We start from the raw sequence: 25,113 nt of genomic DNA, 5'->3' as shown, positions 1-25,113 counted from the left end.
CTTTTATTCCTCTCTTAAAGTTCTGGTCATTCCGTCTTCTCCATGCAAGAAATCTCTTACGTCCTGTAATACAACATCCCAATGAAATGCAGAATTATTCATTGATATTGTATTCATATCTAATTGATCTACAATATTTAACTCATATTCTTTTCGTTTCTTCAACACTTCATAGACTCCATTCAAGCCTTGATATTCATTTTCTTTTCCATACCCTTGTTCCGTAAAATACCATATTAAATGTCTCAGCCACTCTGCTGAACGCTCTTTTTTAACTCGTTCAATGGTTGATCTAATATCATCTTGATAGAAGTAAATGAGCTTAGGATTCAAGGGAATTATGATCTGCTCTAGCCTTTTAATAAAGTCTATGATTTTCTCTTCAGGGCAGTTAAATCGCCCAAACATCATCGTAACCGGATTTTGCATAAAACAACATTCTAATACCACCGTTTCACGAGTCTGTTGAACTTCTCTAACGAATTGTTGCCACTTTTCAACAGTTAACTCTTGATATAGATCTAGGGAAAGATTATATACATCCGATTGTCTTAACGCATCGATTAAGTCTTTATAGGTTTCTGTATCAATTTGCTCCTGTAATTTTCCATAGCTAGTTAGTTTATATTCTTGTACATCATCAGTAACCTGATCTAATACATCCGTTAATTCTGGGAACTTGTCCTTCAGCTCTCCATATTCCTTAATCCCAAGACAAGCAACATACTCATAGTCCGCTGGATGATTTACATCACCTTCGAGATACAATTGAGTGGGTATTCCACCTCTCTCCAACCAGTCCTTGATATACGTTGCTGTTGATGTTTTACCCGACCCTGGTATTCCTTCAACTAGAATTAATCTGGTATGATTTAAGTTCATTACGCAGCTCCTTATAAGTGTTAAACAAGTTAGTTATGACAACAAACTCCCTTTCTACGCATGAAGAAGGGAGTTTTTCTTTCTTAACTGATCCGAAAAACTGGACCTTTTGGATAAAAAGGTAGCTCTTTGCCCTTAGGCAGCAAATAAGCATGTTCACGCCGAATGATTAGTCGATCACGAGCGGAGTTCCCAATGCCTGAGGCAATAGATGTACTCCTTACAAAAACCGCCATTATGGCGGTTCTAAATAAAGAAAATGCATTATGGCGTGGGCCGCTAAATTCATCCAGAAGGTTATCTGCTTCCCAAATGCTTTGTACAATTATACAGATTACATTGCCAAATATTATCTCTATTACGTTCAATCACGGTTAATGCCGCATTATCAATATATGTTTTGGTGAAAAACTCAGGTAATAGTCGTTGTAAAGTCAACCCTATTAGCGCTCCGTGACTCACGATTAGAACATATTGATCAGGGTGCTGAATGCTTATCTCATAGAGAAATTCGATTCCTCGCATTGCGACTTCATCATAGGGCTCCATTCCGATATCCTTGAGGCGCCACTCCTCTCCCCATTGTAAGATCCGCTCTTCTTCAGTTGTCCCTTCGATAAGCCCGCAGTTAATCTCCCTAAGTCGCTCATCTGTAGTAATAGAGTCAATCCCCAAAGCTGCGCTTATCATTTCGGATGTTTTGTAAGCCCTCGTTAAATTAGTCCAATGATCGTCATGATATGCTCCTACCAGCCTTCACTTGAGTGATGAATGATGAATGCAGTAAATAAATAAAAAGTAATTAAAAATGTATTAATTGAATATCAGATCTAAGATTTCTTCCCTTGAATCTTGTGGATAAGATAGCACAGAGAACAAAACAGTCGTTAGAATGGTCAATACCCCTACTAAAAGTTTTAGTGTTTTATTTAGTTTTCTAGAATTATATAAACTAATAAAGATTATCATACTGTTGATAAAATATATCCCTACTAAATACACAATGCGCTGAAGGCCAGTATATGGAAAATGATATACTAAAAGTGTAATTGTAAGCATGGAAGGTAGCATTGCTAGAACTAATTTATCTTGAATATTTCTTATTCCTAAATTATGGTAACCCCTGAATGCAGGCATCCTAAAATAGTATCTTTTGCAGTCAGAGCACACAAATCTATAAGGAATAAAGAGCGGTATCAAAGCAATTAGCGCTCCGTAATCTACACTCCCCGTGAAAAAATAAAAAGATAAGAATATATAAATCGACAGTAATAATCTAGTTACATATGAACTGGTTTGTTTGACATGAATACTTTGGCAAGCTAAGCAGCCCTTCATTATTGTCCTCCATCTATCCCTTAACCGCATCTATGATTAAGGATACAAAGTCTAATTCTCCATTATTATTTCTATGGTCATAACGATACGATCGATAAATAAAACCTTCTTCTGGATCCCACTCGTTATAATGAAACTGACCCGCTTCATCACAGTACTCAAGCAGTTTGACAGTAAAACCTGCCTCATTGAATAACTTGCTAAGTGTTTTGTAATTATGTACAATTTTATGGCTCGCTGCTGGGTGATCTTTGGGTCCAGGCCCACCCACTTGCACTATGTTCTGATACCATTCATTCCTGAAATATCCATCCGGAACAGCACAACGAATATATCCACCAGGTCTGAAGCTCCAACAATAATCTTAATGGGTTGTTTGGGGTCAATACTTGAAATATCAATCATATATACCTCGCTCCGTTTTTACGATTTCATTCGTTTCTGGATCATAATAAAAATAATATAATATTTTCTCATCATTTTTAAAAAGCCAATACCCATCCTGACTACTCCCCCCAGTCACTTGACCATAAATATCAAATCCATTCGGGAACGATATTTGTGGCTGAGAGGAACCAACCCTTTTCACCTCTTGTTTCATATCATATATTTGATATACTAAAAAACTTATAATTAGAATTAGTCCAGTCATGATCAGATTTGAATTTTTCATCATTCTCCCCCTCATATCGTAATCTATAATTTAGTATCCATCGCTATGAATGTGTAATAGAAAAGACCGTCTTTCAACTCATTATGTTTTGTAAAATTCATGCTTTGTAAAAGTCGTTGTGACCGAATATTCTCTTGCTCAACTGTTGCTTCAATATAATGAAGCTTCATAACATTAATACCGATCCTAATGAGTTCCGCGAGAGCTTCCTTCATGAATCCTTGCCCCCAAAAATCACTCGATAGATCAAACCCGATTTCGGCTCTGGGCTCTTCCCCTTGTACCCAACAGTGAAAACCACATGTACCAATGAGTTTATTATCCATTTTATGAAATATTCCGTATCTACACCCTGAATCGTGAATATGGAATTGAATGATTTCTTCTGCTTCATTCATTGTCTTACATGGCTCAATATCCATATACTGTGTTACGTTGGGGTCCGAGAAATGTTTACATACAGATTCAACATCTAATAAAGTCAATTCTCTAAGGTAGAGTCTATGGGTCTCGATATCTGGGAATACAACCATGCCAATCCGTTCCCTTCAAGTTTTCTATTTTAGAATTAAACGATCTTTATAGATTGATATATTCAACTTTAGAACCGATAGTTTCACCAGAACTTGCTCTCCATATTGGAATAAATCAACCCCCTGATAATACGCAGATGAACAATTAAGAACTATGGCCCCTTTCTCTGGCAAACTGAATGTGTATTGATGTTCATTTTGACTCAGATATTTATAGAATACTTTTGCTTTTATATACAACTCATTCTCTAAATTAATTAATGGATACAAGGTTTCATTATCCGGATATACGTCCAACGTTGGAGACTCAACATAATATTGAGGTGAATATTTTAGGATTGTATTTAACTGACTTGTTGTAAAAGGCAAACCCAGTAACTTATGGTTTATATCTGTTAGATTATCGACCAATTTAGATAGAGATATCAGTAAAAATCCCGAAGTAAAACTAATGATTAATATGAGGAGGTTCCCTGAATACACGCCCGCTACCGTTCCAAAAATTAAAATCAGCAGTCCTATAATACTCTGTAAAATATTCATATTGCCACCCTTTCTCTTTTAGCTTCAAAGTTTAGTAGATCATCATCAAATAACATTTAATACCTGTTTTTGAATCATAGATGATCAGCGAAACAATCTCACATGTAAAATAATACTATAAAGAACATGTTCGTAATGGTAGAATAAGGGTTAGTTGTGAGCTGTTTGTATGATTCTATCACAGATATCTGAGAGTTTTCGAGACTTTAAACTTTTAGAGAGTGAACATTAGGAGGGTAATATGCTTAAAAAAATCGCTTTATTTTCGATGGGTATTATGCTTTGTGCAGGTTCAAGCAGCACAATGGCATATAGCGCACAGACAAAGGCTTTTTCCGACGTTTCGAATGATTGGGCTGCCAGCAGTATTTACAAGCTATCTGCAGTAGGTGTGATTTCGGGTATGGGAAAAGGTACGTTTAAAGGCGATGCGGTGCTGACTAGAGAAGCTTTTATAAAAATGCTAATGGCTTCGCTTCAAATTGGATCCACTTCAGCAAAGTCGATGAAATTACAAGATATGCAGGACCCAAAACGTTGGTCCTATCCTTATATTAAGAGTGCTTATGATCAAGACCTTATCAATTTTATGATCAAGGATAATCGCTTTAAACCTACACAAGAGATTACACGCGAAGAGGTCGCTGTACTCACCGGACGTATGCTGCTTCAAGAACTGGATGAGCAGGAGCAGGATACATGGAGTAACTCAGGCTGGAAGGCAGAAGCCAATAAACGAAAGTTTAAAGACGCTACTCAAATTGATACAAGCTATCAAGCAGATCTTTATTACAGTGCCCAGCTCGGGATGATGGTTGGTGATGAAGCAGGTAGATTCAGACCCAAAGCCTCCCTTACCCGCAAAGAAGCTGCGGTCATTATCGAACGCATGATTAATGAACGAATGAAGGAAACGGAAGTAGCAGGCATTGGATATTACGCTATTGAATCCTTCAAACAGGCTCAGCAGATGCAGTTCATGAATGAAGTGAAATTCGGTTGGTCCGAACTGTCTTATAAAGCAGATGGAACAGCTTCACTAGACCTGAATAGTAGTTTTTATTCTGTACCGAAAGGCTGGGAGTCTGCTATCCAGGTTGCTGACCAGTATCAAGTCCAGAAAGAGCTTAGTGTATTTTCAGATAACAAGGATCAAAAGCTAAGCAAGTTTCTGAAGGATCTTCCGGCGCAGAAGGCATTCATTCAATCCGTCCAAGATACAATGAAGAATAATACGTATGGCTTTACTGGGATCTCTATCGATTTTGAAGGTTTGTTGAATGCTTCAGAACGATCTGCTTTTGTAGACTTTTTGAAGGCATTAAGTCAAAGTCTTGATGGACTCACCTTATCGGTAGCAGTCCCGCCAACGGAATGGTACAAAGGTTATGACTTACGTCAAATCGGTCAAATTGCGGATCAAGTGATTGTGATGGCCTATGACTATACTCATTTGGAGAGCAACTTGCCTTCGGCCCCGCTTCCATTAGTCAATGAAACCATCCAGATTGTTCTTAAGGATATTCCTAAGGAGAAAATCGTTCTGGGGATCTCGAAGCAAGCGAATCAATGGATTACGCGCAAGGATGGTACGGTGACTCTTGAGAATCCAGCCATTAAACTGGTAGAGGAGCGAGCAGCTAAGTCGGGAAGCAAAACCGCATTTTCTTATCCTTACTTTTTAGAGAAAATTACATTTGAAGATGACCGTGGAAGTCATGTGATCTGGTACGAGGATGAACGGAGCATTGAGGCCAAGATCTGGTTGGCCAAGTATTATGGACTTCATGGGGTTTCCCTGTGGTATATGGGTAATTATACGACTGCAGATTATGAGGTTTTGAAACGAAATACTAGCAAATAGCATTTATATCTTATTATCCCCTAAGGGAAATAACCGTCAAAAGTGCCTATCCGGCTGCTCTTGGCGGTTTTTTTTAATTAAACATATAAGTGATAAATTCTTAATCAATGAAGTCTATTATCTTTTTATATAATAACGCTCTTTCTGTAACTCTTATATCATGTCCGCTTTTCTGAAACTCTTCTATTTCTATATTCATAAAACTATTCTTGTATTTTTCTAGTTCATGATTAGATACCAAAGATCCTTCCAGTAAACCTCGAATCACGAGTACCGGTTCTTCATAGTGAAATTGTAAAGATTCCTGTGTTGATTCTTTTTGAATTCCTCGAACAGCAGCAGGACGTATATTGTCTATACGATTACATGGTACTAAATAATTATGGATATAATCATCTGCCCAATCTTCAGACATCGCTTTATGCTCTAAAGGATAGTCTATCAAGATTAGTGAAGCGACTTTATTCGTATTGCTCCTTGCATAGCCTAACGCATACGATACTCCACGTGAATTCCCTAGTATATGAAACCTTGTTATTCCTGCATCATCGACTACCGATACAATATCGGTAACATGTTGCCCTAAATCATATCCATCTAATGGAGTCCCGCTTTGACCTCTACCTCTAAAGGATAAAACTATTCCTCTCCTCGGCAGAATATTAATCAACAAGTCTACGTATTCCTCGGTAGTTTCAGACAACCCCGGACATATCAATAATGGAATTAAAGCATCATCTGATTCGTTTTTAGTATCCACATAATGGATGTAATGACCATGGTTAATAATGTTTTTAGTAATTATATTCATGAATTCATCTTCCTTTATTCGGATTCGACAAGCTCATTCCCCTTCTATATTTGAAGTTAATAGATATTCAAAATGCTTCATACTATTCCTCATAATATGATTCTCATCAGATGTAATTTCCTGTAATAATCCATCCAATGTGTTCTTAGCCAGCAAAAAATCGTCTTCGTCAATTTTCTTTTCATTTAAGGCATCTTCAAGTTCATCTACATCTTTAATGTAAAAATCCCCATTGGGGAGAACTACAATATCTATGTATAAATCATCCCAGTAAGGTACCCCTTCTTCATTCAGCCCAATGCTCTTCGATATGTCGAAATACCACTGGATAATCTCTTTGTTCTCATTTAGCATAGTAGTTACACAATAATTAGATCCTTCAGGAAAATGCTGCATCCAATAGTATCCGTCATTTGCAAGACAGAGATTTTCATCACCAATTCTTATTATTATCGGGGAACTGACTTGATCAATACTGATTAGAGAAATATGCCCGCTAAACTCAGCTTCTTCAATATATTCACATGCATAGGTTCTCCTTAATACTCGATACCAATCTAATCGATCTGCGTATTTCCGCTTCATTCTACACCCCCGGGAACACTATCAACTTATCTCCGCTTCATGAATATCCTTGTACATGCTTATTAATATTAAATCTTTAGTTATTTCTTCTTGTTTAAACGGCCTATAACCGAGCTTCTTATATAGATATAGATTTCTCTCACTTCTGTGACCTGTAAAAAGTTCGAATCTTTGAACGTGATTAAAATATTGTTCAACATATTGCATAAGTTTTGTACCAACACCTTGATTTTGAACACTTGGATCTACGATCAGCTTACCAATCTTATAAACATCGTTCTCTTCGCTTACTCTAACTGAGCCTATAATTTTATTATTTTCAGTTGCTTTTAATATAACGAGATTTTCATGTTCAAATTCCAGCTCATCCATTGTCTGTACAAGTGGTTGAATCGTATAGTCATTATAAATTTCAGCTTCACTTCTATACGCTCTGTATTGAAGTTCAAGAATTTCTTTTAGATCTGAATTTTCAACTTTTGATATCATCATTCTATTTCAACTCCTTGTGAATATCTCGCAGGATTATATAGCCTCTCTTCGAAGTACCCTTCTCCCTCTACCCTAATTGCTTTCAAACAATTCGATACCTCGGCTCTATCCTTAAAGATAATGATCCTCTTGTTCTGTCCATTCCTATGTATCTTATCTAGTATTTCCGGTCTTTTATTCTTCCGAAAATTCCACACCCATTTCACAAAATTCCAATCTAATTGTTCTAGGCATCCTTCATTTAAATCCGCTCTAGTCTTGCCATGGTACTTAATTCTTCGTTTAATGACTCTGTACGTTGTAATCCATGGGGACAAATCGAAAAAAATAATAACATCTGACCTCTTCATTCTTAATTCAAGAGTTCTCCCATAATTTCCATCGATAATCCATTCATCTTCTGAAAGGATTTCATTTAAGAACTGATCCCATTCATCGTTGGGTGTTGGTGTCCATCCAGGCTTCCAATAGTATGCGTCTAGATGATAAACCGGCTTTTTCAAGATATCTCCAAGTTCTTTAGCGAATGTAGACTTACCCGATCCACCCGACCCGACTATCATAATTCTGGACAATTTATAACCTCCGAGTTGTCTTACTTACTATTTTTTCACAGTGGCTGTAATCATAAATCCGTTAGACGTTCACTATGTAACAGATTCCCCATCAATATAAATGTTAGTTCTTATTAATTTTACAGTTGAGCAAGAAAAGAATACCAGTTAAGATATACTCATTATCTAAAAGGTGGGTATTATTATGAAAAAAGCTACTATTGTGTGTGTCGCATTTCTTATGGTTCTAAATGTTACTACGGTTAGTGCATCTACAAACGTTAAGTCCTATAAAAACTGCACAGAACTGCGCAAGGATTATAAAGGTGGAGTTGCCCAATCCTCTTCCGTAAAAAACAAAGGTGGTAAAACCAAATATAAACCTCATGTTTCTAAAGATCTCTATAATGCAAATAAGAAACTCGATCGAGACAAAGATTTAATCGCCTGTGAAAAATAGTCGAACTGAACCTTCAATAATTGTATTCTATTCATTTATTGCGAAATATTAACCGCCCATTATTGCCAAGTGGCGGTTAATATTTTTCTCACTTTCGATATGTTACATAAATTCATTCTTTAAGACTCCATAAACATCAAGATCCTCGTACTTATCAAACTTTTTAATATGCTCTACTAAAGTTCCTTCTTTTTTCATACCTACTTTTTGCATAACTCTCGTCGATGCAGGATTACTAGACATCGCCATGGCCCAGATCCGATTTAAACCAATCTCGTAAAAACCAAATTTCGTTATTAAAGAAGCAGCCTCTGTAGCATAACCTTTTCCCCAAAAGTCTTTTCCGACCCAATAGGCTAATTCACCTTTATTATGCTGTTTATCTACTCTTAATGTCATAGTTCCTAATAAAACCTCACTGTTGGTTAATACGATGGCAAGTGGAAAGATCGTCCCAGCTTCAATATTTTGACTGTGATTAGAAATCCATTGATCCGCATGTTCAACAGTATAGGGGTGAGGGATCCCCAGAGTGGTCTTTGCTACTTCTATATCTCCTGCTAGTTCTTGAACTCTTTTTGCATCTGTATTATAGAAAGGACGTAATTTTAATCGTTCAGTTTCCAAGTGTATTGGCATATCATCTCACCTCAATAAGTAGATTAATTCCCATTATTCATAGAAAATATGTGATGATATTCTAAACAAGCTCATACTCATATATTAAAAATGCACCGTTGTCACTATCGTTCACATACATGAATCCACACTTTTCAAAACATCTAATACTGGGGATATTGCCTCTTTCTATGACCACGCTGATTTTGCTAAAAGCACCTTCTTTGAGAATTTTGTTCCTATGTATGGTAAATTCATTAATGATCAAAGTCCCATACCCTCTTCCTTGATAGCTGGGAGAAACAATGATCGGGTTTATGATAATTTCTGTCCCCAGAGGATTAATATACACATCTAATACAGCAATCAATTGTTCTTGATCAAATACCACTTTACAATAATAATCATCATTTAATTTGTAGTAGCACTTCTCTCCGTCAGAACCATTGGCATAATAAAAATCGATTCCATCAATGATATTTTTATATGAGACATGCCAGTCTTCTATTTCTGTATACTTATAGGTATCATGATGTTTCAACCATTGATTGATTTCGTTCGCATACGATTGATCATAATCCTTCCACACAAGATACATTCTCAGAGTTCTCCTTTGTACATAAACATACGTTTATTTAACTTTTTTTGAGACTACTTTTCGGACATGAAATCAACAAGTTATTTGGAATCTTTTAAAAAAGTTCCGATTATACTTGAGAATATTGCACGGGAAATATCCGTATATAACCTATTTATAGCGTTGTCACTTTATACTATCAGGTTGATGTTTTAAAAGTTCCATTCTAATTCTAATACAAAACACCCCACCCTTAGATAGCTTTATCTTAGGTTGAGGTGTTTGTCATGTTACAGCTTCCGTAATTATACATCCGATGTTCAAATTAAGTAATCCATACTTATGTACACTATTTTAATAAGGTACCAGCCTTCAATTAGATTTTCCTTATTCACCCTCTATAAATATCCATTTCTCACCAATACCCATTCCATGTCTACCAGGGTTTTGACTATGTATATCATTTATAGTATTGACGCCTCTATACCATGCAATAAAATAATGATTATCTTTTTTGTATTCCACTTTATATATAAGATTTTTGCTACTAACTTCATCATGAAACGGTGTTGAGCCAGCATCTTCTATCTGAATCTTTCGAATATCCACAACCTCACCATTTCTTGATGCTATTACATTTTTTATTTCCTTCCTCAGGGTATTATCATGGATTTTTAAGATTGTAAAAAAGATACATGCGTTTATTGACATCATAATTAATATAATTACTATTGTTTTCCCTGTGTTTTTTCTATAAATCAAAGCTGAAGTTATACCTAGTAAAAATACAAAAATGAAAACAACTAATAAGAAATTTTGCATGTTCTGAATCCCTTCTAACCATTTCCTCCAAACGAAATTCTATATCCATCTACATCTTGAATCGTAAATTCACTGAAAAAATCATTTAAATCAGGGCCTCTAACAATTGGGATATCTTTATCTTTTATTTCTTCTAGTAATTGACGCACATTGGTATAACAGAAAGCATCGAAATATAATCCACCTTCAACCGATGAAAATGATCTTACATCTTTAGGATCACGTGCTTGATGGAGAATAAACGTTACGCTATCTCTTGTCATATGTACATGTTGAACATCTGGACCACCAATGAATTCTTCTTTGAAACCAAGCCTATTATAAAAATCAATTGATTTCTCAATATCACTCACAAGAAGCACCATCGCTGATCCGGAAAATGTAGCTTTACTCATTTTAGTAAACCTCCCTTTATTATTAATCTTTCATCGTTAATCTTTTTCGTTGCAAACGCAGTATCTTATCTCCTACGTAATCGACTATCTTTAACATTAGAAAACCGCTCATTTCGAGCGGTTCATTCTTTCATCAAACCAACCATGCAATTTAGTCAAGATCAATATCACTTTCTTTTATTGCGACGAAATAGTGAAATCCCACCGAAACCACTTATAATCGCGATGTAGTATCCAAAATCGTACCACCATCCCGAGTTATATGTTTCATATATTCGAATATCAGGGTTGAACAATCCAATGATTAATGAGATGGGAGCAATCCATCCATGCCAAATCCCCCAGAAGAATCCCGCAAGGTCTTGATTATTATTTGCTCCATCTCCAGGCACACACCCCGTTAAAAGGGACATACTGAGGAACAACATCGCCACCACAAAAAAATATCTTATTTTCAAATTTATCACCCTTTACTAAATTATTAGCCTAGGATCTTGCTATGATGTTTCTTTACCCCCTTTGCCGCCAATCGACCATAATCATTCATCCTTTCGAGCATGGTTCTTTATGTACTAAATGCCGTATATGCATTATTCAATATCCGATCAGACCAACCTCTTGTTTTCCTGATCCACTTGCACCTGTAATTAAAAATATGGGTTTCCCTCTATCAATAAGTAGTCTCCTACCAGCTAGTCTTTCTGACCTGCGGTATCTTTCTGTTTAGGATGTGGTGTACCGTCTAAGCCGTATATTTCATCATATGCATCGAAGATTTTACGTGCAACAGGAGCAGCACTATAAGCTCCAAAACCACCTTCAGGAATCACAACAGCTACTGCCAGTTTAGGACTCTCTCGGGGTGCAAAAGCAATAAAAATACCATTATCAGCATTAATTTTTTTATCGAAAATATATTGCTGTGATGTTCCTGTTTTTCGAGCGAAATCATATGGAAAACCTTCAAATGATTTAATACCTTGAGTATTCATTCCCTTTATAACTTCATTCCAATAAGGTTCTGGAAAGTCTACTTCATTCAATACTTCACGCTTAAACTTTTTTATGACGTTTCCTTCCTGATCTCTTATCTCACTTACTAGCTGTGGTTTAATACGTTTTCCTTTGTTCGCAAGTGTAGTAGCATATTGTGCCAACTGCATTGTTGTATATTTACCAGACTGTCCAAAAGAGGCATAGGCTAATGCTGCTAGTGGGCTTCCGGCTTGTTTTATATTTTTATACTCATATCTGCCCCGATACTCACCAGGAAGACCAACTTCGGTAGGGATTCCAAGTCCAAATTCCAACATATATTTATGCCAGACCTCTATTCCTTCGGCTCCATATTTATCAAATAATTTTCTACCAACCATATCGACCATAAAAGCGTTAGAAGAGTTCTGGAGAGCAGCTGAGGGATCGATTGATCCTAAAACTTTGGATTGAGAGTTACGAACTCTTGTTTTATCCCTACCGAATTCAGAATATCCCTTATCAGGGTAATAAGAATCCACATTAAATAAACCTTCATTAAGTCCAATTAGTACACTTAATGGTTTAATAGTAGAACCAAGCAATATAACAGATTCTAAATTATTTACAGACTTTCCAGAACTATAGGGACTTATTGTACCGTTCCCCCAATAGGGCTTTACTTTATCCCACTCATTTGTTCCCTCAGTCCAAACGTTAGCATCGTAGTCTGGAATACTCGCCATAGCAATAATGCTGCCCGTATCTACTTCCATAGCTACAGCATATCCAGTCTGGGCTTCTGGATGTGTACGTCCTGAAAATTGTGTTGTTTTTAGCCAATTCAATTGATCATAAATTGCTTGTTCAGTTCGAAGCTGAATTTCTTTATGAATAGTGGTGTAGACATTATTACCCTTCACAGGAGGAATAAGTGTTGGGACACCATCAACCATATTCTGTGGATTAATAGGTATGCTCATATAACCATTTTTACCTCGAAGATCCTCCTGAAACATTTTTTCCAAACCATCATTACCTACATACTCGTCTTCGGTATATATTAAGCTAGGATCTTCTTGTTTTTTGTTTTGTTCATCGATTATTTTATATTTTTCTGAATCTTTGACACCCTTGAAAAACCTAAGATATCCAATTGTCTGAACAGCTACGCTATCTTTATCGTAATATCGTTTATTCTCTTCAATAATTTCAATGCCTGGAAAGGTGTTTTTATTCTCTAAAAAGTAGCCTACTTCTTGCTCAGTAAGATCACCTTTTATCCTTCGGGGTTCGTATCCTCCTTGTTTTTTGAATTGAATATCCAATTGTGCTACTATTTCTTCAACTGACAGCCTCTCTCCCTCTTTGTCTCCATATTTCTCAAATACTCGATAAATATCCTCTGCAATAGATTCAATTTCAGGAAGATTCTCCTTACCAATTTCTGTCCTGTTATCGTAATTCTTTAATAAAGTTACATAGAGTGCATTTGACGGCTTAGAAAAAGCTATAGGAACTCCGGAAGCATCAATAATATTTCCTCTAACCGGTTGAAGAGGGACATTTTTTGTTCGACCAGAATTCTCTTGCTCGGTAAGCTCAGGACCCTCAACAAATTGAAGAATGGCAAGCCGAATAATAATGATGCAAAATATAATAAATGTAGAAAAAAAGAATATATTCATTCTTAAATTAAGCTCACTTGTAACATCTTTCTCTTTTTGTTTTCGTTGTAATAGTTTAAAACGCATCACATTTAATTACTCTCCTTTGATAATTTTTAGTTATATCTATTATATATTACCTATCTGAATGAGGATACAATAATACCCTTTTTTACTGGAGTATACCAATTTTTATTAGATAGAAAAAACCCTAACCAACAATAGCAAGGGCTTGGGATATATTATAGTTGTGACAAGGATCTATTTAATGAAGCTTTTGGAGTCCCTCATAGTTTAGTATAAATTAATCTTTTTTCTACCGTTTGCTGTTTCAAAGATGACTGCTTTTTCATTCAACCAGTTAGCATCGTCAATTCCTAATGCTTGTCTAGCATTTAAAGGGCCATTAAAAATGATAAATCCCATGTCATCATAAATGTGTTTTTTCATTAAGATAGAATAAGATTTTTGATAGAATTCATATGAGTAATGACTTTCTCCTAATGTTGCTTGGCGGTATTTTATAATTAGGGTTTCCGTACCTTTAGGAGAGACCACTTGGGTATAATGCCAATCCATAATTAAAAAGCCAAAATGATTTGCTACTAACAAAAAAAGCAAAAGAATAATCGGTACCCATACTATTTTTTTTCTAGTTATAAAAAATATTAAAAGTACAAATATTAAATTAATTAAAATAGGAGTTTTCCATCCAGAGGTATCAAATATAAAACGATAGTCATTAAAACTTAGTAACATTAATGTTGTGTCCGATATGAACACAAACAGAAGCAAAAATAATAAGAGTTTTAAGCGTAAACTTATAGTATTAAAATCATTTTTATTTCTATTTTTCATATTTTAAAAACCCTCTCTATAGCATCACACCACTCTCTAATCTTGGCACACATTCAAATCGACATTCTTTACGCTGCCCTTTTACGGTATACATATAATGTAATTACATTCAGTGTGATTGTACCGATGAGTAGAATTGCTGGAACAGATGCGATAACACTTACTGTATCCTTAAGAGCAGTCCAATCTTCAGCCTTAACACGTTCATAGAAACTAAGTGTCTGGAAAAATAACGAAATGGCACAAGCACTTATGCTTACCATGGAAAGAGTAGTCCAATTTCTAGAACGTTCATCATATCTAGACATATTAAATATTGGGACAATCCATGCGATAATTCCAAACACAAGACTAACAAGATTAGGCCAAGCAGACATATCAAATCAATCTCCCTTCTATTTTAAATCCCTTGGATATTAACAATGAGTTTTTCAAGTATTCTTAATGGTTTCATCGAATCCTCGTAGAGCTCGCTAGTTATTGCAATAACCATTCTTAATTTAGGCACAACGCATATATACTGACCACCATATCCCAACGCAAAAATCAATTCAGTTCTACTCATTTCGTCGTTTTTGGTATTTAGTTCTCTTACCCACCAATGATATGCATAATGGCCGATAGATTCATAAGTTAAATAATAAGGTTGTGTGGATTTCTTCAACCAGTCTGCAGACACAACACATTTATTGTTCCAAACACCTTCATGCAAAATCAAGGTCCCTATCTTTAACATATCATTAGTACTCATAGTTAAGCCGTCAGCGCCTCGATTAATACCTTTACTGTCTTCGTACCAATTCGTATTCGTAATTTCTAAAGGTCTGAAGAGATGAAGGTTTGCAAATTCACTAGCTTTCATTCCTGTAGCCTTCTGTAAAATTGCTGTTAATACATGTGAACAACCAGAATTATAATTCATTTTATCCCCTGGATTATCTTGCAGTTCTCGCTCAAACACGTATTTCACAATGTCAGAACTAAACACCATTGGAGCAAAGTAATTCCATTCACCGAATTCAGGCCAGTCAAACCCCGCCGACATTGTAAGCAAATCCTCAATCGTGATAGATCTCTTCCTAGGATCAACGAGATTATGAATGAGTTCAGGAAAATAACAACTAACTGGCTCTGAAATACTTTTTATATATCCTTTATCAATTGCAATTCCAATAAGTATGGATAGAATACTTTTAGTGCACGAATTGACTTTTTGTGGATTAGCTTTAACTTTTTTATTCTTGTAGTACTCAAAAATCAAATGCTCTTCCCTTATCATAAGACAACTCTTGATCTTTGCTTTTTTCAACTGCTGTTCAAAATCATTAAGCATATTTGAATTCATTCTCTCATCCTCGATTTTTATTTGTTTATTCGTTGTTACATGATGTTAGCGCCTTTATTAATTCAAAATCGAAGTCATTTCTGATCTTTTACATTTTTAAAACAATGTCTTCTAATTCTCTATGATCCTCTATAAATTTCTTCACACGATGTAGAGTATCTTTATGTAAGGGAATGGGCGCTATACGACTGAGCCAAATCCATCTCAGACATGCGAGTATCTCAAACAAATAAACGTCTTTGTCATCCGTAGGAATACGTTCGATGTAGGTTTTAACAAACTCTGCATAACATTTCTCGCCATTATAAATCTTGATTAAGAAACTAGCCCAAGCAAAATCATACCTACTATCTCCCTGTTGAGCATTGGTCCAATCAATGATAGTAAACCGCCCTTGATCGATTAGAATATTGCCAAGGTTGTAGTCTCCATGAATGAGACAATTCGTTCTAACATTAATATCTTCAAGAATTTTCTGTAATAACTCCAAGATGTCAGAGTGCACTTCATTTCGAGGGAAGAAGTAGCCCATAATGTCATCATATTGGGGGAGGTATTCCTCCAAATAAGATAGTCTTAGACTGTGGATCTTTACAAGCTGATGAGCGATTACTTTCATATGACTACTATGTACGCTATTAAAAGGGAGTGGCTCACCATCGTAACTTGTGAGTAAGATATATTCCCCATTTAAATTCCGTCCCCACCCATATGGCTTGGAGACAGACATTCCTGCCTCAAGTAATTGCAATAGCACATGATACTGCCTCTCCACATCCGTAGGAAGGCGTTTATTCCATAATTTCAACGCATAACTCCGGTTCATCATTGTGGAACTTACTTTGTATACAGTTGCCTCCATCCCTGACCCTAATTCTAAGATCTCTAGATCATCCATAGCCAATAACGCATCCATTTCCTTCGACTTTGTCGTCCATTCAACCTTCAAGAATAGATTCCTCATTATCAACTTTCATCCTTTGTTAGAGATTTGGTTCTCCACCCTTAATCGATATCTCGAATACACCATTCAGCGCCTTTAGTTTTATCTTTTTGAAAAACATAGGTTGGATTCTCTTCCTCCGCATTGTCATATCTTAACTCAGTGACGCTTACTACTGCTTGATATACATTTTTGTGCTCACGAATTGTGATTTCACTTCTCAATGTTGTACTTTTAATTTTAAATGATGGAATGCCGCTAATCGGACTTTCCTTATGAAACAACTTCATATAACTTGTCTCATCTACTTCCCACAAGTATTTCATTCGTAGGTTTATGAGTTTGATCAATTCCAATTGATCCCCTGCATATTGCCCTTCATCTAAGTACATCGGAGTTCCTGTTGAAGCCGTTTCTATTGGTTTACTACTTTTTGAGCGTGAGTAACTGGTTGGATTACAATCAGGCAGTAACATCAAGAATACTATGATTATAATGATGCTTTTCATAACTCCCTCTCTTTTCTGAACAATTCATTATTGGCTTTGTCGTTCTATAAATAGTAACGTTTTAGAATGGAATAAGGTTATGGAACCGTAGAAGAAAGTGCATAAAAAAAAGCCCCATTAAGGAGATTCGTAATATCAATTACTTGAATGGTTTATTCCTGAATTACTGCATTTGGACATCGTTTTTTTAACTCAGTGATAAACTCTTTCCTATCCTTTGGTGAAATCTTCACACTACCAAGTAGTGCCGACTTATAAAATAATTCAAGTCCGTTCCTAGAAGATAAGATTCGATAACCAGTAAAAATATCGTTCGTTGGAGAAGCTTTTGTTATGGTTTGATAAGGGATTTTACTCCTGAATGGTCCGCCTTTCACTAATAGATAATCTTCATAGAAAACGTATTTAATAGAAAAAGCTGTCCATAATATAAAACCTGCTGAAATCATAAAGATAGCGGACATAGTTATTACGATAGATATTGATGCTTCTTTATCAATGAACGGAGGTATTAGCGTTACAGCACCTGTAATTAATACCGTTATGGAAATAAATATTATGAAAAAAGTATCTACTATTGAACGGTAAATCATTGATAAATCACACCTTTCTTATGGCCTTAATAGCAAGAAAATTCACGAAGTAATCTACTCTTTTGATACATCATATCAACCTTTCAATTGTTATTTAGTATTGCCTTATAATGCTCATAATCGTAATAAATAACGAATACTGAGCCCTTAGTTCCTTCTGATAATACTACTCGAATATATGTATCATCTACAGCCCAACTATAACCCTGGAACTCTGAATCTTTTGTGTACCTACCAGTTCCATATTCAGTTTCCAGTTTTTCATACACAAGATTTAAGTTTTTCAGTCGGTCTTCATTTTGCTCATTATTGAAATCATATTCTACAACTCTATTTATTAAACCATTATGATTCGCATCAAAAGAATATCGAAGTACAGCCTCTTCAACTAAGTTTGTATTATACTTATATTCTAATTCCTTATCTGATTCATTTAAAAGCTCTAAGGATTCGATCTTCTTTACTTCTTCTTTTGATGTCCCCCATTCAATTCCCTTGTATTGGGAGTCTTCAGAACACCCCATTAGTATTAATAGTAGAAACATGCATATCATAGACTTACGCAATTTTAATCACTCTCTCAAGGATTTTGAGGATATTTGACCTTCTTCGAGTTCACTAGTCAAAATCGTCTTTGATAATTGAATACAATTTCACATCAATCACCTCCAATATTACCATATCCACAAACTTCGGGAATATCACCTACCCATACAACAAAAACAGCAGCAAACTCCCATCTCCAAGTTCACTGCTGTTTTCTTTTCTTTTACTTATAGCTTCACCGGCATTCCCGTCTCCGCTGACTGCTGCGCGGCGTATGTAATCTCCATCGTCTTGAAAGCATCTTCATAGCTAGACAAGATTCCCGAAGTATCACCAGTTCGTACAGCATGAATAAAAGCTTCATTTTCCCGTTGATAAGCATTCGCTATATTCGGATACTCTACCGACCCACTATTCTCTTTCACTATGAGCTTATCCATTAGAACATCAACGCTACCCTGATCGGTATAAATGGCTAGTCCCACCTTTTCAGAAGTCGGAAGCATGCATGTATTCGAGATAGTCGCTACAGCCCCACTCTTTAGTTTCAAGGTCACGGTTCCTACATCCGGGACGGTAACCCCATCATGTATTTCATGCATGGCTCGCTGAGCGAATGCCGCGTACACTTCATCCACCTCGCCAAGCAAGAAGCGGAGCATGTCCACCATGTGCGTAGTCTGTTCGATGAACTGCCCCCCAGACCCATCTTGCTTTCTCCACCACGAAACGAGTGGCATATTCCCCATCCAGTAGCCAAGCGCCATACCCGTCTTCCGATCACGCAGCACTTCCACTGCCTTTAATGCCGCATCCGTATAACGGAGATGATATCCAACAGAGGTAATTAAGCCAGAAGATGTAACTCCTTTGAGAATTTCTTGCGGAGCTTCAAGATTAATACCAAGCGGCTTCTCGACGAGGAATGGTATCCCTCTCTCAACAAGTTTGCGCTCAATCTCTCCGTGTGCAAAAGGTGGAACACAAACATACACAGCATCCGGCTTCGCCGCATCCAGCATGTGCTCAATATCCCCGTAACCTTTGGCTGAAGCATAACCTTGCGCTGCCTTTTCAGCCTTATCGAGGCTAGTCCCAACGAACGCTTTAACAGACACTCCGTCCATTGTAGTAAGAATATCTGCATGTACCTTGCTAAATCCACCTGTACCAATTAATCCAATGCTCAGTGACATTTCGTTTCCCAACCCTTCGATTATAATATTTAACGCATTCCTTTTTCTTGCCGGTACGCCCTTGGACTAACGCCTATCTGTTTACGGAAGAGCGCTGCAAAATGATTATAATTATTGAATCCTACATCTAATGAAGCTTCCGTGGCTGACCTTCCCATATGCTCCATGAATAAGGCCGCTTGCTTGATTCGCATTCGGTTCACATACTCGATAATTCCCTCACCAACCTCTTGTTTAAAGAGATGAGATAATCGGGAAGAAGACAGACCGACTGCTTTTGCCAGATCTCCAACCGTAGTCTCCTCTTGCATAGACTGCGACAATCTCTGAAGTACAGACACAATTCTTGGATCGCGTCTCGTCTGTAGCTGCTGTGCAATAAGCAGTACAATCTCTCGAACTGAATTCTCACATAAGGCATACCAGTAATCTGAACGATCTCTTGTCAGGTATACAATATGATCCATTGCGGACATGACCCTCTGCTGAGAATATTCATCAGATATGGGAACGACCAGTACTTCCTCTTGTGGTAAATAGCTCATTTCAAGGAGTTTATGAAAATGCACCCACACGAAATCCCAATGCTTACCCTGTACGGTCCCATACTCATGAGGCACGCCTTCACGCAGGAGAGTGACCTGTCCTGCTCGAGTCTCTTTCCTTCCCTCCGGGGTGCAAAAATATCCCTCTCCCCCCAGGGTGTACACCATTAACCAGTCACCTCTAGCCTTAGGCCTGCGAAGTACATAGGTATCATTCATTACAAAATGTCCACATAAAATGTTCCCATACGGGGTCCCTGTATCATCGTCTACTTGGAATTGAGGAGTCATCCTTCATCCTCCACTTCTGTTTAAGCTATAGCAGCATCCATGCAGTTTATAGCCAAAATGCTACTTCTTCTCCCCTATGTATTGTTTTAAGCTAAAGTCAATGAACAATATCATTTCGCACAAACAAGGAGATGAATAAATAATGAATAAAGTACTAAAACAGCTAACTCCAGAACAATTATCCCATTTTCAAATTGAGGGGTATGTCATCGTCAAAGGTTTATTTAGTGAAGAAGATCTTCGAATCATTGATGATACATTTGACGCCATAAGCAATCAGCATATTCCCGGTCATTTCGAACCTGATATGAATGCAGGAGCTGAAGATCCTCTGAAACGTTATCCTCGTGTCATGCATCCACATCGTTTTAACGAAACAGCCAAGTCGTATATGCTCCATAGACCTGTACTGGATGCACTCGAAGATCTATATGGAGAAGAGGCACTGGCTGCACAGAGTATGTTCTATTACAAGCCTCCGGGCTCACGCGGACAGGCGCTACATCAGGACAATTTTTACTTGCAAGTAGAGCCCGGTAATTGTATTGCTGCCTGGACAGCTATCGATCCTGCAACACTCGAGAATGGGGGACTACTTGTTGTTCCGAAGACCAGTGATTATGAAATCGTGTGTCCTGAACTTGCTGATTCGAATGAATCCTTTACGACTCACTATGTAAAACCTCCTAAGGAGGAGAAAGCGATTCCCGCCATCATGGATCGAGGTGATGTACTGTTCTTCAACGGAAACCTGATTCACGGGTCCTACCGTAATAAGACGAAAGATCAATTTAGACGTGCTTTTATTTGCCATTATGCCAATGCATCCGCGACGCATATCGGTACACACTACCGTCCACTATTCCGTGCAGACGGGACCCCTGTTGACCTTGAGGCGAATCCGGACGGCGGCCCTTGCGGTATCGAGTTCGACAATGTTTATCCACATTAATTCATCATCATTATTGATGATATAAACGCTGGCTGTTTCTCCATTCGGTGGGGGGACAGCCTTCTAGTTTTTTGAACCATAATGAGAATGAATGCAGCTGTGAGAAACCGATATGATTCGCGATGGTCTGCATGTCTTTATCGGATGAGCTGAGGAGCCATTTCGCTTCCGCCAATCGGCATACTTGCTGATACTGTTTGGGAGTCATCTCATACACTTTGAAGAATTTTTTGCGAAAACCATCCTCCGAAAGTCCAGTCATATCCGCTAACGTCGACATTTGAATGGGGCTGCTTAAATGCTCTCTTATAAAATCACCTACACGCGCTATTGAAAGCGCTTGCTGATCAGCGTATGAGTGCTCACTCAAAAATAACAATAGGATCTCAATCCAAGCTGTATAATTTCGTTCGCGTTCTTTCAAGGTCGATGCAAACGCTCGTAACCACTCACGGAACAGTAGTTCATAATGCTCCTGATCCAGCGGAGACAAGGTAATGATACGCGGAAGATCGTCTGTAATCATCCGATTGAACAGCTCACGTGTTGAGATAGGCAAATCTTGAATCAACAGTACTCCAAAACGTATCGGTGTGACGGCATGAAAAGAATGCGGAACATTCGGCGGGATTAAGACAACTTGTCCAGCATGCACCGTACATTCATCATTTTCGCTACGGAATATGCCGCTACCCTCAAGTATGACGGTAATCTCCAGATACGGGTGTCGCCACTGCTGTTCATCTTCCCAATCCTGATCATGCGTTCCAATGAAACTTTTGATTTCAAGCACAGCTCAGTCTTTCCTCCTTAACAAAATCCCCTCCAATAAACTGCAGCTTCAGCTCATAAGTATGAACTTGAGGCTCACAGTCTATCGTAAGGGGATCATACCACGGACTTAACGTCGAGGGTGCCTTTTTTACATAATTTTTATATACAAATATACCGTTTCTATACTATTCTAAAACGTACTCGCTTTGTTCGTATCAGGACACCATCTTGAAGTGCGATAATACCGGATTAGAATATCCACTGATTCATCTGTACGCAGATGTGTCAACGCTTCGAATGCATAGGCTCTTACGTAACGATCCTTACTATGCAGGGCCATCTCCAAGGAACGAAGGATGAATGGAGCGTCATCTTCCCTACACGTGCGGAGCAGAGACAATGCAGCTGTATAACCGATTTTGTTCAAAATATGCCCTTGATTGCTTATATCATTCAAAGCATCCATATCATACGCCTCGATACGAATCGATGCTTCAAGCACCTTGGACAATGCCAGACATACCTCTCCTCCCGCATTTCCGATCATGCCCAAAGCTTCAACCGCATTGCGTCGAACCCATGTACTCTCGTCTCCTAAAGATGTGATCAACGCAGGCACAGCTTCGCTTGCCCTCGGTCCGATCATGCCTAGTACGAATGCTGCCAGCGCTCTACGTTTCTCTCTCGGATGCTCCTGTAATAACTTCACAAGCCCTGGAATTGCTTCAATATCAGCAGCCTGTAAACCATATGTAGCCCTTACCGCGACCTGCGTTGTTCCTTCGTTGATATGATTCATCAATACTTCAATACCTGCTGGTCCCATGTGTCCAAGAGCATACGCTGCGTTCAGCGCTACCATCTCCACATCATTCAGTAGAATTCCCAGATCATTCGCAAGCGTAGCTCCCGCCTTACCCAACAGTCCAAGCTCATCCGCTGCTTTCGCTCGAACGGCCTCCTCATTAGACTTCAGGTCACTCGCCAGTAGCTCAAGCTGATCCTTACTTACGGAAGCGACATCTTCACTTGATTCACTAGCTCCCCGCAGCCAGTCCCAACTATCCTTCCATAAATTCAGATGTACACATGGCGTCCCGCTTGGAACAATCATCTCGCTGCTCTGATGATTCCAGCTTGGATATTCGGGAGCCCGTAGCCGCACGAACTGAAACTTTAGCATATAACGATCCAAATTCGTTATGTTATATGAAGCTTTATGCCATAAATCGAAATGGATAAGTACCATCGTTCCCGCTTTACCTGTTGGGAGTAACGTTTCCCCTCGGTCACCGATAAATTTCTCATAGTATTGTGTACCCGGCATAACCGCCGTTGGCCCTAAGTCCTCTGTTATATCTTGTGTGTAATATAAAATCATAGCCCACCATGGGCGGTGACTACGCATGGAAGACCAGTAACCATCCTTATGCCATTCCCCGCCACCAGGTGCTTGATTACCCGGTTGGTTGTAGTGACAGTGTCGATGTGGGTGCATATAGTAGTCCGGACCAAGAATACTTGTCAAAGCCCCTTTTACAACGGGTGTTTCAAAGAACTGCTGAATTTCAGGTACCCGGGGCAAAATGTTATTTCCCGGATTGCCCTCTTCATGCAGCACATGATATATCTTATCCATTACGCTCCTATGGAGCTGTTCCGGCAAATCGTTCTGAAGCACAACATAACCTTTTGCTATAAAATCCATCATTTGTTCATCCGTCAACAGATTTCTGCTATCCATCTTGTTCATTCACTCCTCTGTATTCGTTTAAATACAGGTTCATTCTAGCAATTTCTGTACCAGGTGTATTTACATAAACGTCAGTGTTTTATACAATCGTCATGCAATATGATAAATATCACAGAAGGTTGTGTTATGGAATCGTGGACTTTTCATCTTTTCATCCCCATGTCAATTATGCTACCCGGTATCCTTTCTCCAAAGGTCAAGCTAGTATGAATAGACACTGTTATTCCTCATCGCTCTATTTGATTTCAGAAGGTAGCGGCATCCTTCGAACTTGTGGTCGTACTTATAGCCCCACTCAGGGTTCCTTGGTATATATTCCTGCAGGACAGCCACATGATTGGATTGCAGATCCTCACAATCCGATGGTACATATTTGTTGTTATTTCGATTGGATCTACCGAGATCGGAAGCAGCACTTCGATAGTCCTCATGTCATTTGTTATGACTCTGAGCAGGTGATCCCGGGCCTCATAGATTCAGCATTTCCTTATGCTATCCCCGAACATATAAAGGTGGAAAAGCTACGGGTATGGATTGATTTTTTCGAAAAATTTTATACCGAGAACCATTTCATGACAGAACATACCTATATGCGTAATCTCAAGCGTCAAAGTCATTTTCTCCAATTCATTGAATTCTTTCTTCAATTCGTCTTGCAAGATGACCATATGCTGGATCATCGAATTCGCAAGGTGTTAGAACAGCTTGATCAGGATCTTATCCATGGCAATATCCATCCACTTGAGATGTACTATAACGAATTACGTATTAGTCGCGGTTACTTCTTCGAGTTGTTCAAAAAAGCTACCGGCTTACCGCCTACACAGTACATCAACCAGTTCCGGATCAATCGAGCGAAAGATGACCTGTGCAATTCGGATATTTCTGTCACGGAAATTGCGGAGAAGCATGGATTCTCCTCCGTACATTATTTCTCGAAGCTATTCAAGCAGATGAATGGCAGATCACCACGGGAGTTCCGGCATGTGAGAGATGAGGAAGCTGATCATTGAATCTTT

Annotated in this window: 30 protein-coding genes and 1 pseudogene; 4 read left to right on the top strand and 27 right to left on the bottom strand. The window is 38.0% G+C overall.

Features of this window, described 5'->3' with window-relative positions; all coding sequences use genetic code 11:
• Positions 1–3: 3 nt before the first annotated feature.
• From ACK8P5_RS08870 to ACK8P5_RS08845, 6 genes and pseudogenes are all read right to left on the bottom strand, one after another.
• The gene (locus ACK8P5_RS08870; protein WP_422660576.1) at positions 4–882 is read right to left on the bottom strand and encodes a hypothetical protein; all 879 of its coding nucleotides are present in this window, start codon (positions 880–882) and stop codon (positions 4–6) included.
• A gap of 297 nt (positions 883–1,179) precedes the next feature.
• Positions 1,180–1,635, bottom strand: a complete 456-nt coding sequence (locus ACK8P5_RS08865; RefSeq protein WP_422661420.1) for a histidine phosphatase family protein — start codon at positions 1,633–1,635, stop codon at positions 1,180–1,182.
• A gap of 598 nt (positions 1,636–2,233) precedes the next feature.
• Positions 2,234–2,566: pseudogene (locus tag ACK8P5_RS08860) on the bottom strand (SAM-dependent methyltransferase); the annotation flags it as partial.
• A 51-nt stretch (positions 2,567–2,617) separates the two neighbouring features.
• On the bottom strand, positions 2,618–2,893 hold the full coding sequence (locus ACK8P5_RS08855; protein WP_422660575.1) for a hypothetical protein: 276 nt from the start codon (positions 2,891–2,893) through the stop codon (positions 2,618–2,620).
• Positions 2,894–2,916: 23 nt separating this feature from the next.
• A complete protein-coding gene (locus tag ACK8P5_RS08850; RefSeq protein WP_422660574.1) occupies positions 2,917–3,426 on the bottom strand; it encodes a GNAT family N-acetyltransferase in 510 nt (169 codons plus the stop codon).
• Between the two features lie 24 nt (positions 3,427–3,450).
• Positions 3,451–3,969, bottom strand: coding sequence for a hypothetical protein (locus tag ACK8P5_RS08845; protein WP_422660573.1), 519 nt, complete (start codon positions 3,967–3,969; stop codon positions 3,451–3,453).
• A gap of 241 nt (positions 3,970–4,210) precedes the next feature.
• On the opposite strand from ACK8P5_RS08845, the gene ACK8P5_RS08840 reads away from it, so the two are divergent.
• A complete protein-coding gene (locus ACK8P5_RS08840) occupies positions 4,211–5,833 on the top strand; it encodes a glycosyl hydrolase family 18 protein (protein ID WP_422660572.1) in 1,623 nt (540 codons plus the stop codon).
• Positions 5,834–5,933: 100 nt separating this feature from the next.
• Here the strand turns inward: ACK8P5_RS08840 and ACK8P5_RS08835 are convergent, their stop codons facing one another.
• The 4 genes from ACK8P5_RS08835 to ACK8P5_RS08820 are packed head-to-tail and all read right to left on the bottom strand — an operon-like array spanning position 5,934 to position 8,296.
• A complete protein-coding gene (locus ACK8P5_RS08835) occupies positions 5,934–6,644 on the bottom strand; it encodes an alpha/beta fold hydrolase (RefSeq protein WP_422660571.1) in 711 nt (236 codons plus the stop codon).
• Between the two features lie 33 nt (positions 6,645–6,677).
• The gene (locus ACK8P5_RS08830) at positions 6,678–7,229 is read right to left on the bottom strand and encodes a DUF402 domain-containing protein (RefSeq protein ID WP_422660570.1); all 552 of its coding nucleotides are present in this window, start codon (positions 7,227–7,229) and stop codon (positions 6,678–6,680) included.
• A gap of 21 nt (positions 7,230–7,250) precedes the next feature.
• Positions 7,251–7,721, bottom strand: a complete 471-nt coding sequence (locus ACK8P5_RS08825) for a GNAT family N-acetyltransferase (RefSeq protein ID WP_422660569.1) — start codon at positions 7,719–7,721, stop codon at positions 7,251–7,253.
• Entirely contained in the window at positions 7,718–8,296 is a 579-nt protein-coding gene (locus ACK8P5_RS08820) for a DNA topology modulation protein (protein WP_422660568.1), read from the bottom strand. The genes ACK8P5_RS08825 and ACK8P5_RS08820 overlap by 4 nt, the downstream gene beginning before the upstream one ends.
• Positions 8,297–8,480: 184 nt before the next feature.
• Between ACK8P5_RS08820 and ACK8P5_RS08815 the strand changes: the two genes are divergently transcribed.
• Complete coding sequence (locus ACK8P5_RS08815) at positions 8,481–8,735, top strand: excalibur calcium-binding domain-containing protein (protein ID WP_422660567.1); 255 nt, start codon at positions 8,481–8,483, stop codon at positions 8,733–8,735.
• A 102-nt stretch (positions 8,736–8,837) separates the two neighbouring features.
• Here ACK8P5_RS08815 and ACK8P5_RS08810 read toward each other — a convergent pair whose 3' ends face one another.
• The 15 genes from ACK8P5_RS08810 to ACK8P5_RS08740 form a co-directional block, all read right to left on the bottom strand.
• On the bottom strand, positions 8,838–9,362 hold the full coding sequence (locus tag ACK8P5_RS08810) for a GNAT family N-acetyltransferase (RefSeq protein WP_422660566.1): 525 nt from the start codon (positions 9,360–9,362) through the stop codon (positions 8,838–8,840).
• A 73-nt stretch (positions 9,363–9,435) separates the two neighbouring features.
• Positions 9,436–9,951 carry a GNAT family N-acetyltransferase gene (locus ACK8P5_RS08805; RefSeq protein WP_422660565.1) on the bottom strand — a complete coding sequence of 172 codons (516 nt, stop codon included), beginning with the start codon at positions 9,949–9,951 and terminating at the stop codon, positions 9,436–9,438.
• A 366-nt stretch (positions 9,952–10,317) separates the two neighbouring features.
• Complete coding sequence (locus ACK8P5_RS08800) at positions 10,318–10,752, bottom strand: hypothetical protein (RefSeq protein ID WP_422660564.1); 435 nt, start codon at positions 10,750–10,752, stop codon at positions 10,318–10,320.
• 14 nt (positions 10,753–10,766) lie between these two features.
• Entirely contained in the window at positions 10,767–11,147 is a 381-nt protein-coding gene (locus tag ACK8P5_RS08795) for a VOC family protein (protein ID WP_422660563.1), read from the bottom strand.
• Between the two features lie 167 nt (positions 11,148–11,314).
• A complete protein-coding gene (locus ACK8P5_RS08790; protein WP_422660562.1) occupies positions 11,315–11,605 on the bottom strand; it encodes a hypothetical protein in 291 nt (96 codons plus the stop codon).
• Between the two features lie 234 nt (positions 11,606–11,839).
• Positions 11,840–13,876 carry a peptidoglycan D,D-transpeptidase FtsI family protein gene (locus ACK8P5_RS08785; RefSeq protein WP_422661419.1) on the bottom strand — a complete coding sequence of 679 codons (2,037 nt, stop codon included), beginning with the start codon at positions 13,874–13,876 and terminating at the stop codon, positions 11,840–11,842.
• Between the two features lie 207 nt (positions 13,877–14,083).
• Positions 14,084–14,647 carry a hypothetical protein gene (locus ACK8P5_RS08780; protein ID WP_422660561.1) on the bottom strand — a complete coding sequence of 188 codons (564 nt, stop codon included), beginning with the start codon at positions 14,645–14,647 and terminating at the stop codon, positions 14,084–14,086.
• 68 nt (positions 14,648–14,715) lie between these two features.
• Complete coding sequence (locus ACK8P5_RS08775; protein ID WP_422660560.1) at positions 14,716–15,024, bottom strand: hypothetical protein; 309 nt, start codon at positions 15,022–15,024, stop codon at positions 14,716–14,718.
• A gap of 23 nt (positions 15,025–15,047) precedes the next feature.
• Positions 15,048–15,992, bottom strand: coding sequence for a serine hydrolase domain-containing protein (locus ACK8P5_RS08770; protein ID WP_422660559.1), 945 nt, complete (start codon positions 15,990–15,992; stop codon positions 15,048–15,050).
• A gap of 88 nt (positions 15,993–16,080) precedes the next feature.
• Complete coding sequence (locus tag ACK8P5_RS08765; RefSeq protein ID WP_422660558.1) at positions 16,081–16,941, bottom strand: aminoglycoside phosphotransferase family protein; 861 nt, start codon at positions 16,939–16,941, stop codon at positions 16,081–16,083.
• Between the two features lie 56 nt (positions 16,942–16,997).
• Positions 16,998–17,444, bottom strand: a complete 447-nt coding sequence (locus tag ACK8P5_RS08760) for a hypothetical protein (protein ID WP_422660557.1) — start codon at positions 17,442–17,444, stop codon at positions 16,998–17,000.
• Between the two features lie 152 nt (positions 17,445–17,596).
• Positions 17,597–18,037 (bottom strand): PH domain-containing protein, encoded by a 441-nt coding sequence (locus ACK8P5_RS08755; protein ID WP_422660556.1) that lies wholly within the window; start codon positions 18,035–18,037, stop codon positions 17,597–17,599.
• A gap of 83 nt (positions 18,038–18,120) precedes the next feature.
• Entirely contained in the window at positions 18,121–18,582 is a 462-nt protein-coding gene (locus tag ACK8P5_RS08750; protein WP_422660555.1) for a hypothetical protein, read from the bottom strand.
• Between the two features lie 228 nt (positions 18,583–18,810).
• On the bottom strand, positions 18,811–19,779 hold the full coding sequence (locus ACK8P5_RS08745; RefSeq protein ID WP_422660554.1) for a Gfo/Idh/MocA family protein: 969 nt from the start codon (positions 19,777–19,779) through the stop codon (positions 18,811–18,813).
• Between the two features lie 29 nt (positions 19,780–19,808).
• Positions 19,809–20,615, bottom strand: a complete 807-nt coding sequence (locus tag ACK8P5_RS08740) for a helix-turn-helix domain-containing protein (RefSeq protein ID WP_422660553.1) — start codon at positions 20,613–20,615, stop codon at positions 19,809–19,811.
• A 142-nt stretch (positions 20,616–20,757) separates the two neighbouring features.
• Between ACK8P5_RS08740 and ACK8P5_RS08735 the strand changes: the two genes are divergently transcribed.
• Positions 20,758–21,567 (top strand): phytanoyl-CoA dioxygenase family protein, encoded by an 810-nt coding sequence (locus ACK8P5_RS08735; RefSeq protein ID WP_422660552.1) that lies wholly within the window; start codon positions 20,758–20,760, stop codon positions 21,565–21,567.
• Positions 21,568–21,577: 10 nt separating this feature from the next.
• Here the strand turns inward: ACK8P5_RS08735 and ACK8P5_RS08730 are convergent, their stop codons facing one another.
• Together ACK8P5_RS08730 and ACK8P5_RS08725 are read right to left on the bottom strand one after the other, a co-directional pair.
• Positions 21,578–22,360, bottom strand: a complete 783-nt coding sequence (locus ACK8P5_RS08730; RefSeq protein ID WP_422660551.1) for a helix-turn-helix domain-containing protein — start codon at positions 22,358–22,360, stop codon at positions 21,578–21,580.
• A gap of 171 nt (positions 22,361–22,531) precedes the next feature.
• Entirely contained in the window at positions 22,532–24,085 is a 1,554-nt protein-coding gene (locus tag ACK8P5_RS08725; protein ID WP_422660550.1) for a HEAT repeat domain-containing protein, read from the bottom strand.
• Positions 24,086–24,300: 215 nt separating this feature from the next.
• Between ACK8P5_RS08725 and ACK8P5_RS08720 the strand changes: the two genes are divergently transcribed.
• Positions 24,301–25,107 carry an AraC family transcriptional regulator gene (locus tag ACK8P5_RS08720; protein ID WP_422660549.1) on the top strand — a complete coding sequence of 269 codons (807 nt, stop codon included), beginning with the start codon at positions 24,301–24,303 and terminating at the stop codon, positions 25,105–25,107.
• The last annotated feature ends 6 nt before the right edge of the window (positions 25,108–25,113 follow it).

The organism is Paenibacillus sp. EC2-1 (assembly GCF_049311625.1).
Lineage (GTDB): Bacteria > Bacillota > Bacilli > Paenibacillales > Paenibacillaceae > Paenibacillus_AQ.
This window is presented reverse-complemented; position numbering and strand designations above follow the sequence as displayed.

Bases quoted from the DNA above. Each gene is read 5' to 3' on its own strand.
- ACK8P5_RS08870 (WP_422660576.1), bottom strand. From the start codon at position 882: ATGAACTTAAATCATACCAGATTAATTCTAGTTGAAGGAATACCAGGG.
- ACK8P5_RS08855 (WP_422660575.1), bottom strand. From the start codon at position 2,893: ATGAAAAATTCAAATCTGATCATGACTGGACTAATTCTAATTATAAGT.
- ACK8P5_RS08850 (WP_422660574.1), bottom strand. From the start codon at position 3,426: ATGGTTGTATTCCCAGATATCGAGACCCATAGACTCTACCTTAGAGAA.
- ACK8P5_RS08845 (WP_422660573.1), bottom strand. From the start codon at position 3,969: ATGAATATTTTACAGAGTATTATAGGACTGCTGATTTTAATTTTTGGA.
- ACK8P5_RS08840 (WP_422660572.1), top strand. From the start codon at position 4,211: ATGCTTAAAAAAATCGCTTTATTTTCGATGGGTATTATGCTTTGTGCA.
- ACK8P5_RS08835 (WP_422660571.1), bottom strand. From the start codon at position 6,644: ATGAATATAATTACTAAAAACATTATTAACCATGGTCATTACATCCAT.
- ACK8P5_RS08830 (WP_422660570.1), bottom strand. From the start codon at position 7,229: ATGAAGCGGAAATACGCAGATCGATTAGATTGGTATCGAGTATTAAGG.
- ACK8P5_RS08825 (WP_422660569.1), bottom strand. From the start codon at position 7,721: ATGATGATATCAAAAGTTGAAAATTCAGATCTAAAAGAAATTCTTGAA.
- ACK8P5_RS08815 (WP_422660567.1), top strand. From the start codon at position 8,481: ATGAAAAAAGCTACTATTGTGTGTGTCGCATTTCTTATGGTTCTAAAT.
- ACK8P5_RS08805 (WP_422660565.1), bottom strand. From the start codon at position 9,951: ATGTATCTTGTGTGGAAGGATTATGATCAATCGTATGCGAACGAAATC.
- ACK8P5_RS08800 (WP_422660564.1), bottom strand. From the start codon at position 10,752: ATGCAAAATTTCTTATTAGTTGTTTTCATTTTTGTATTTTTACTAGGT.
- ACK8P5_RS08795 (WP_422660563.1), bottom strand. From the start codon at position 11,147: ATGAGTAAAGCTACATTTTCCGGATCAGCGATGGTGCTTCTTGTGAGT.
- ACK8P5_RS08785 (WP_422661419.1), bottom strand. From the start codon at position 13,876: ATGCGTTTTAAACTATTACAACGAAAACAAAAAGAGAAAGATGTTACA.
- ACK8P5_RS08780 (WP_422660561.1), bottom strand. From the start codon at position 14,647: ATGAAAAATAGAAATAAAAATGATTTTAATACTATAAGTTTACGCTTA.
- ACK8P5_RS08775 (WP_422660560.1), bottom strand. From the start codon at position 15,024: ATGTCTGCTTGGCCTAATCTTGTTAGTCTTGTGTTTGGAATTATCGCA.
- ACK8P5_RS08770 (WP_422660559.1), bottom strand. From the start codon at position 15,992: ATGAATTCAAATATGCTTAATGATTTTGAACAGCAGTTGAAAAAAGCA.
- ACK8P5_RS08760 (WP_422660557.1), bottom strand. From the start codon at position 17,444: ATGAAAAGCATCATTATAATCATAGTATTCTTGATGTTACTGCCTGAT.
- ACK8P5_RS08755 (WP_422660556.1), bottom strand. From the start codon at position 18,037: ATGATTTACCGTTCAATAGTAGATACTTTTTTCATAATATTTATTTCC.
- ACK8P5_RS08750 (WP_422660555.1), bottom strand. From the start codon at position 18,582: ATGTTTCTACTATTAATACTAATGGGGTGTTCTGAAGACTCCCAATAC.
- ACK8P5_RS08745 (WP_422660554.1), bottom strand. From the start codon at position 19,779: ATGTCACTGAGCATTGGATTAATTGGTACAGGTGGATTTAGCAAGGTA.
- ACK8P5_RS08740 (WP_422660553.1), bottom strand. From the start codon at position 20,615: ATGACTCCTCAATTCCAAGTAGACGATGATACAGGGACCCCGTATGGG.
- ACK8P5_RS08735 (WP_422660552.1), top strand. From the start codon at position 20,758: ATGAATAAAGTACTAAAACAGCTAACTCCAGAACAATTATCCCATTTT.
- ACK8P5_RS08725 (WP_422660550.1), bottom strand. From the start codon at position 24,085: ATGGATAGCAGAAATCTGTTGACGGATGAACAAATGATGGATTTTATA.
- ACK8P5_RS08720 (WP_422660549.1), top strand. From the start codon at position 24,301: ATGAATAGACACTGTTATTCCTCATCGCTCTATTTGATTTCAGAAGGT.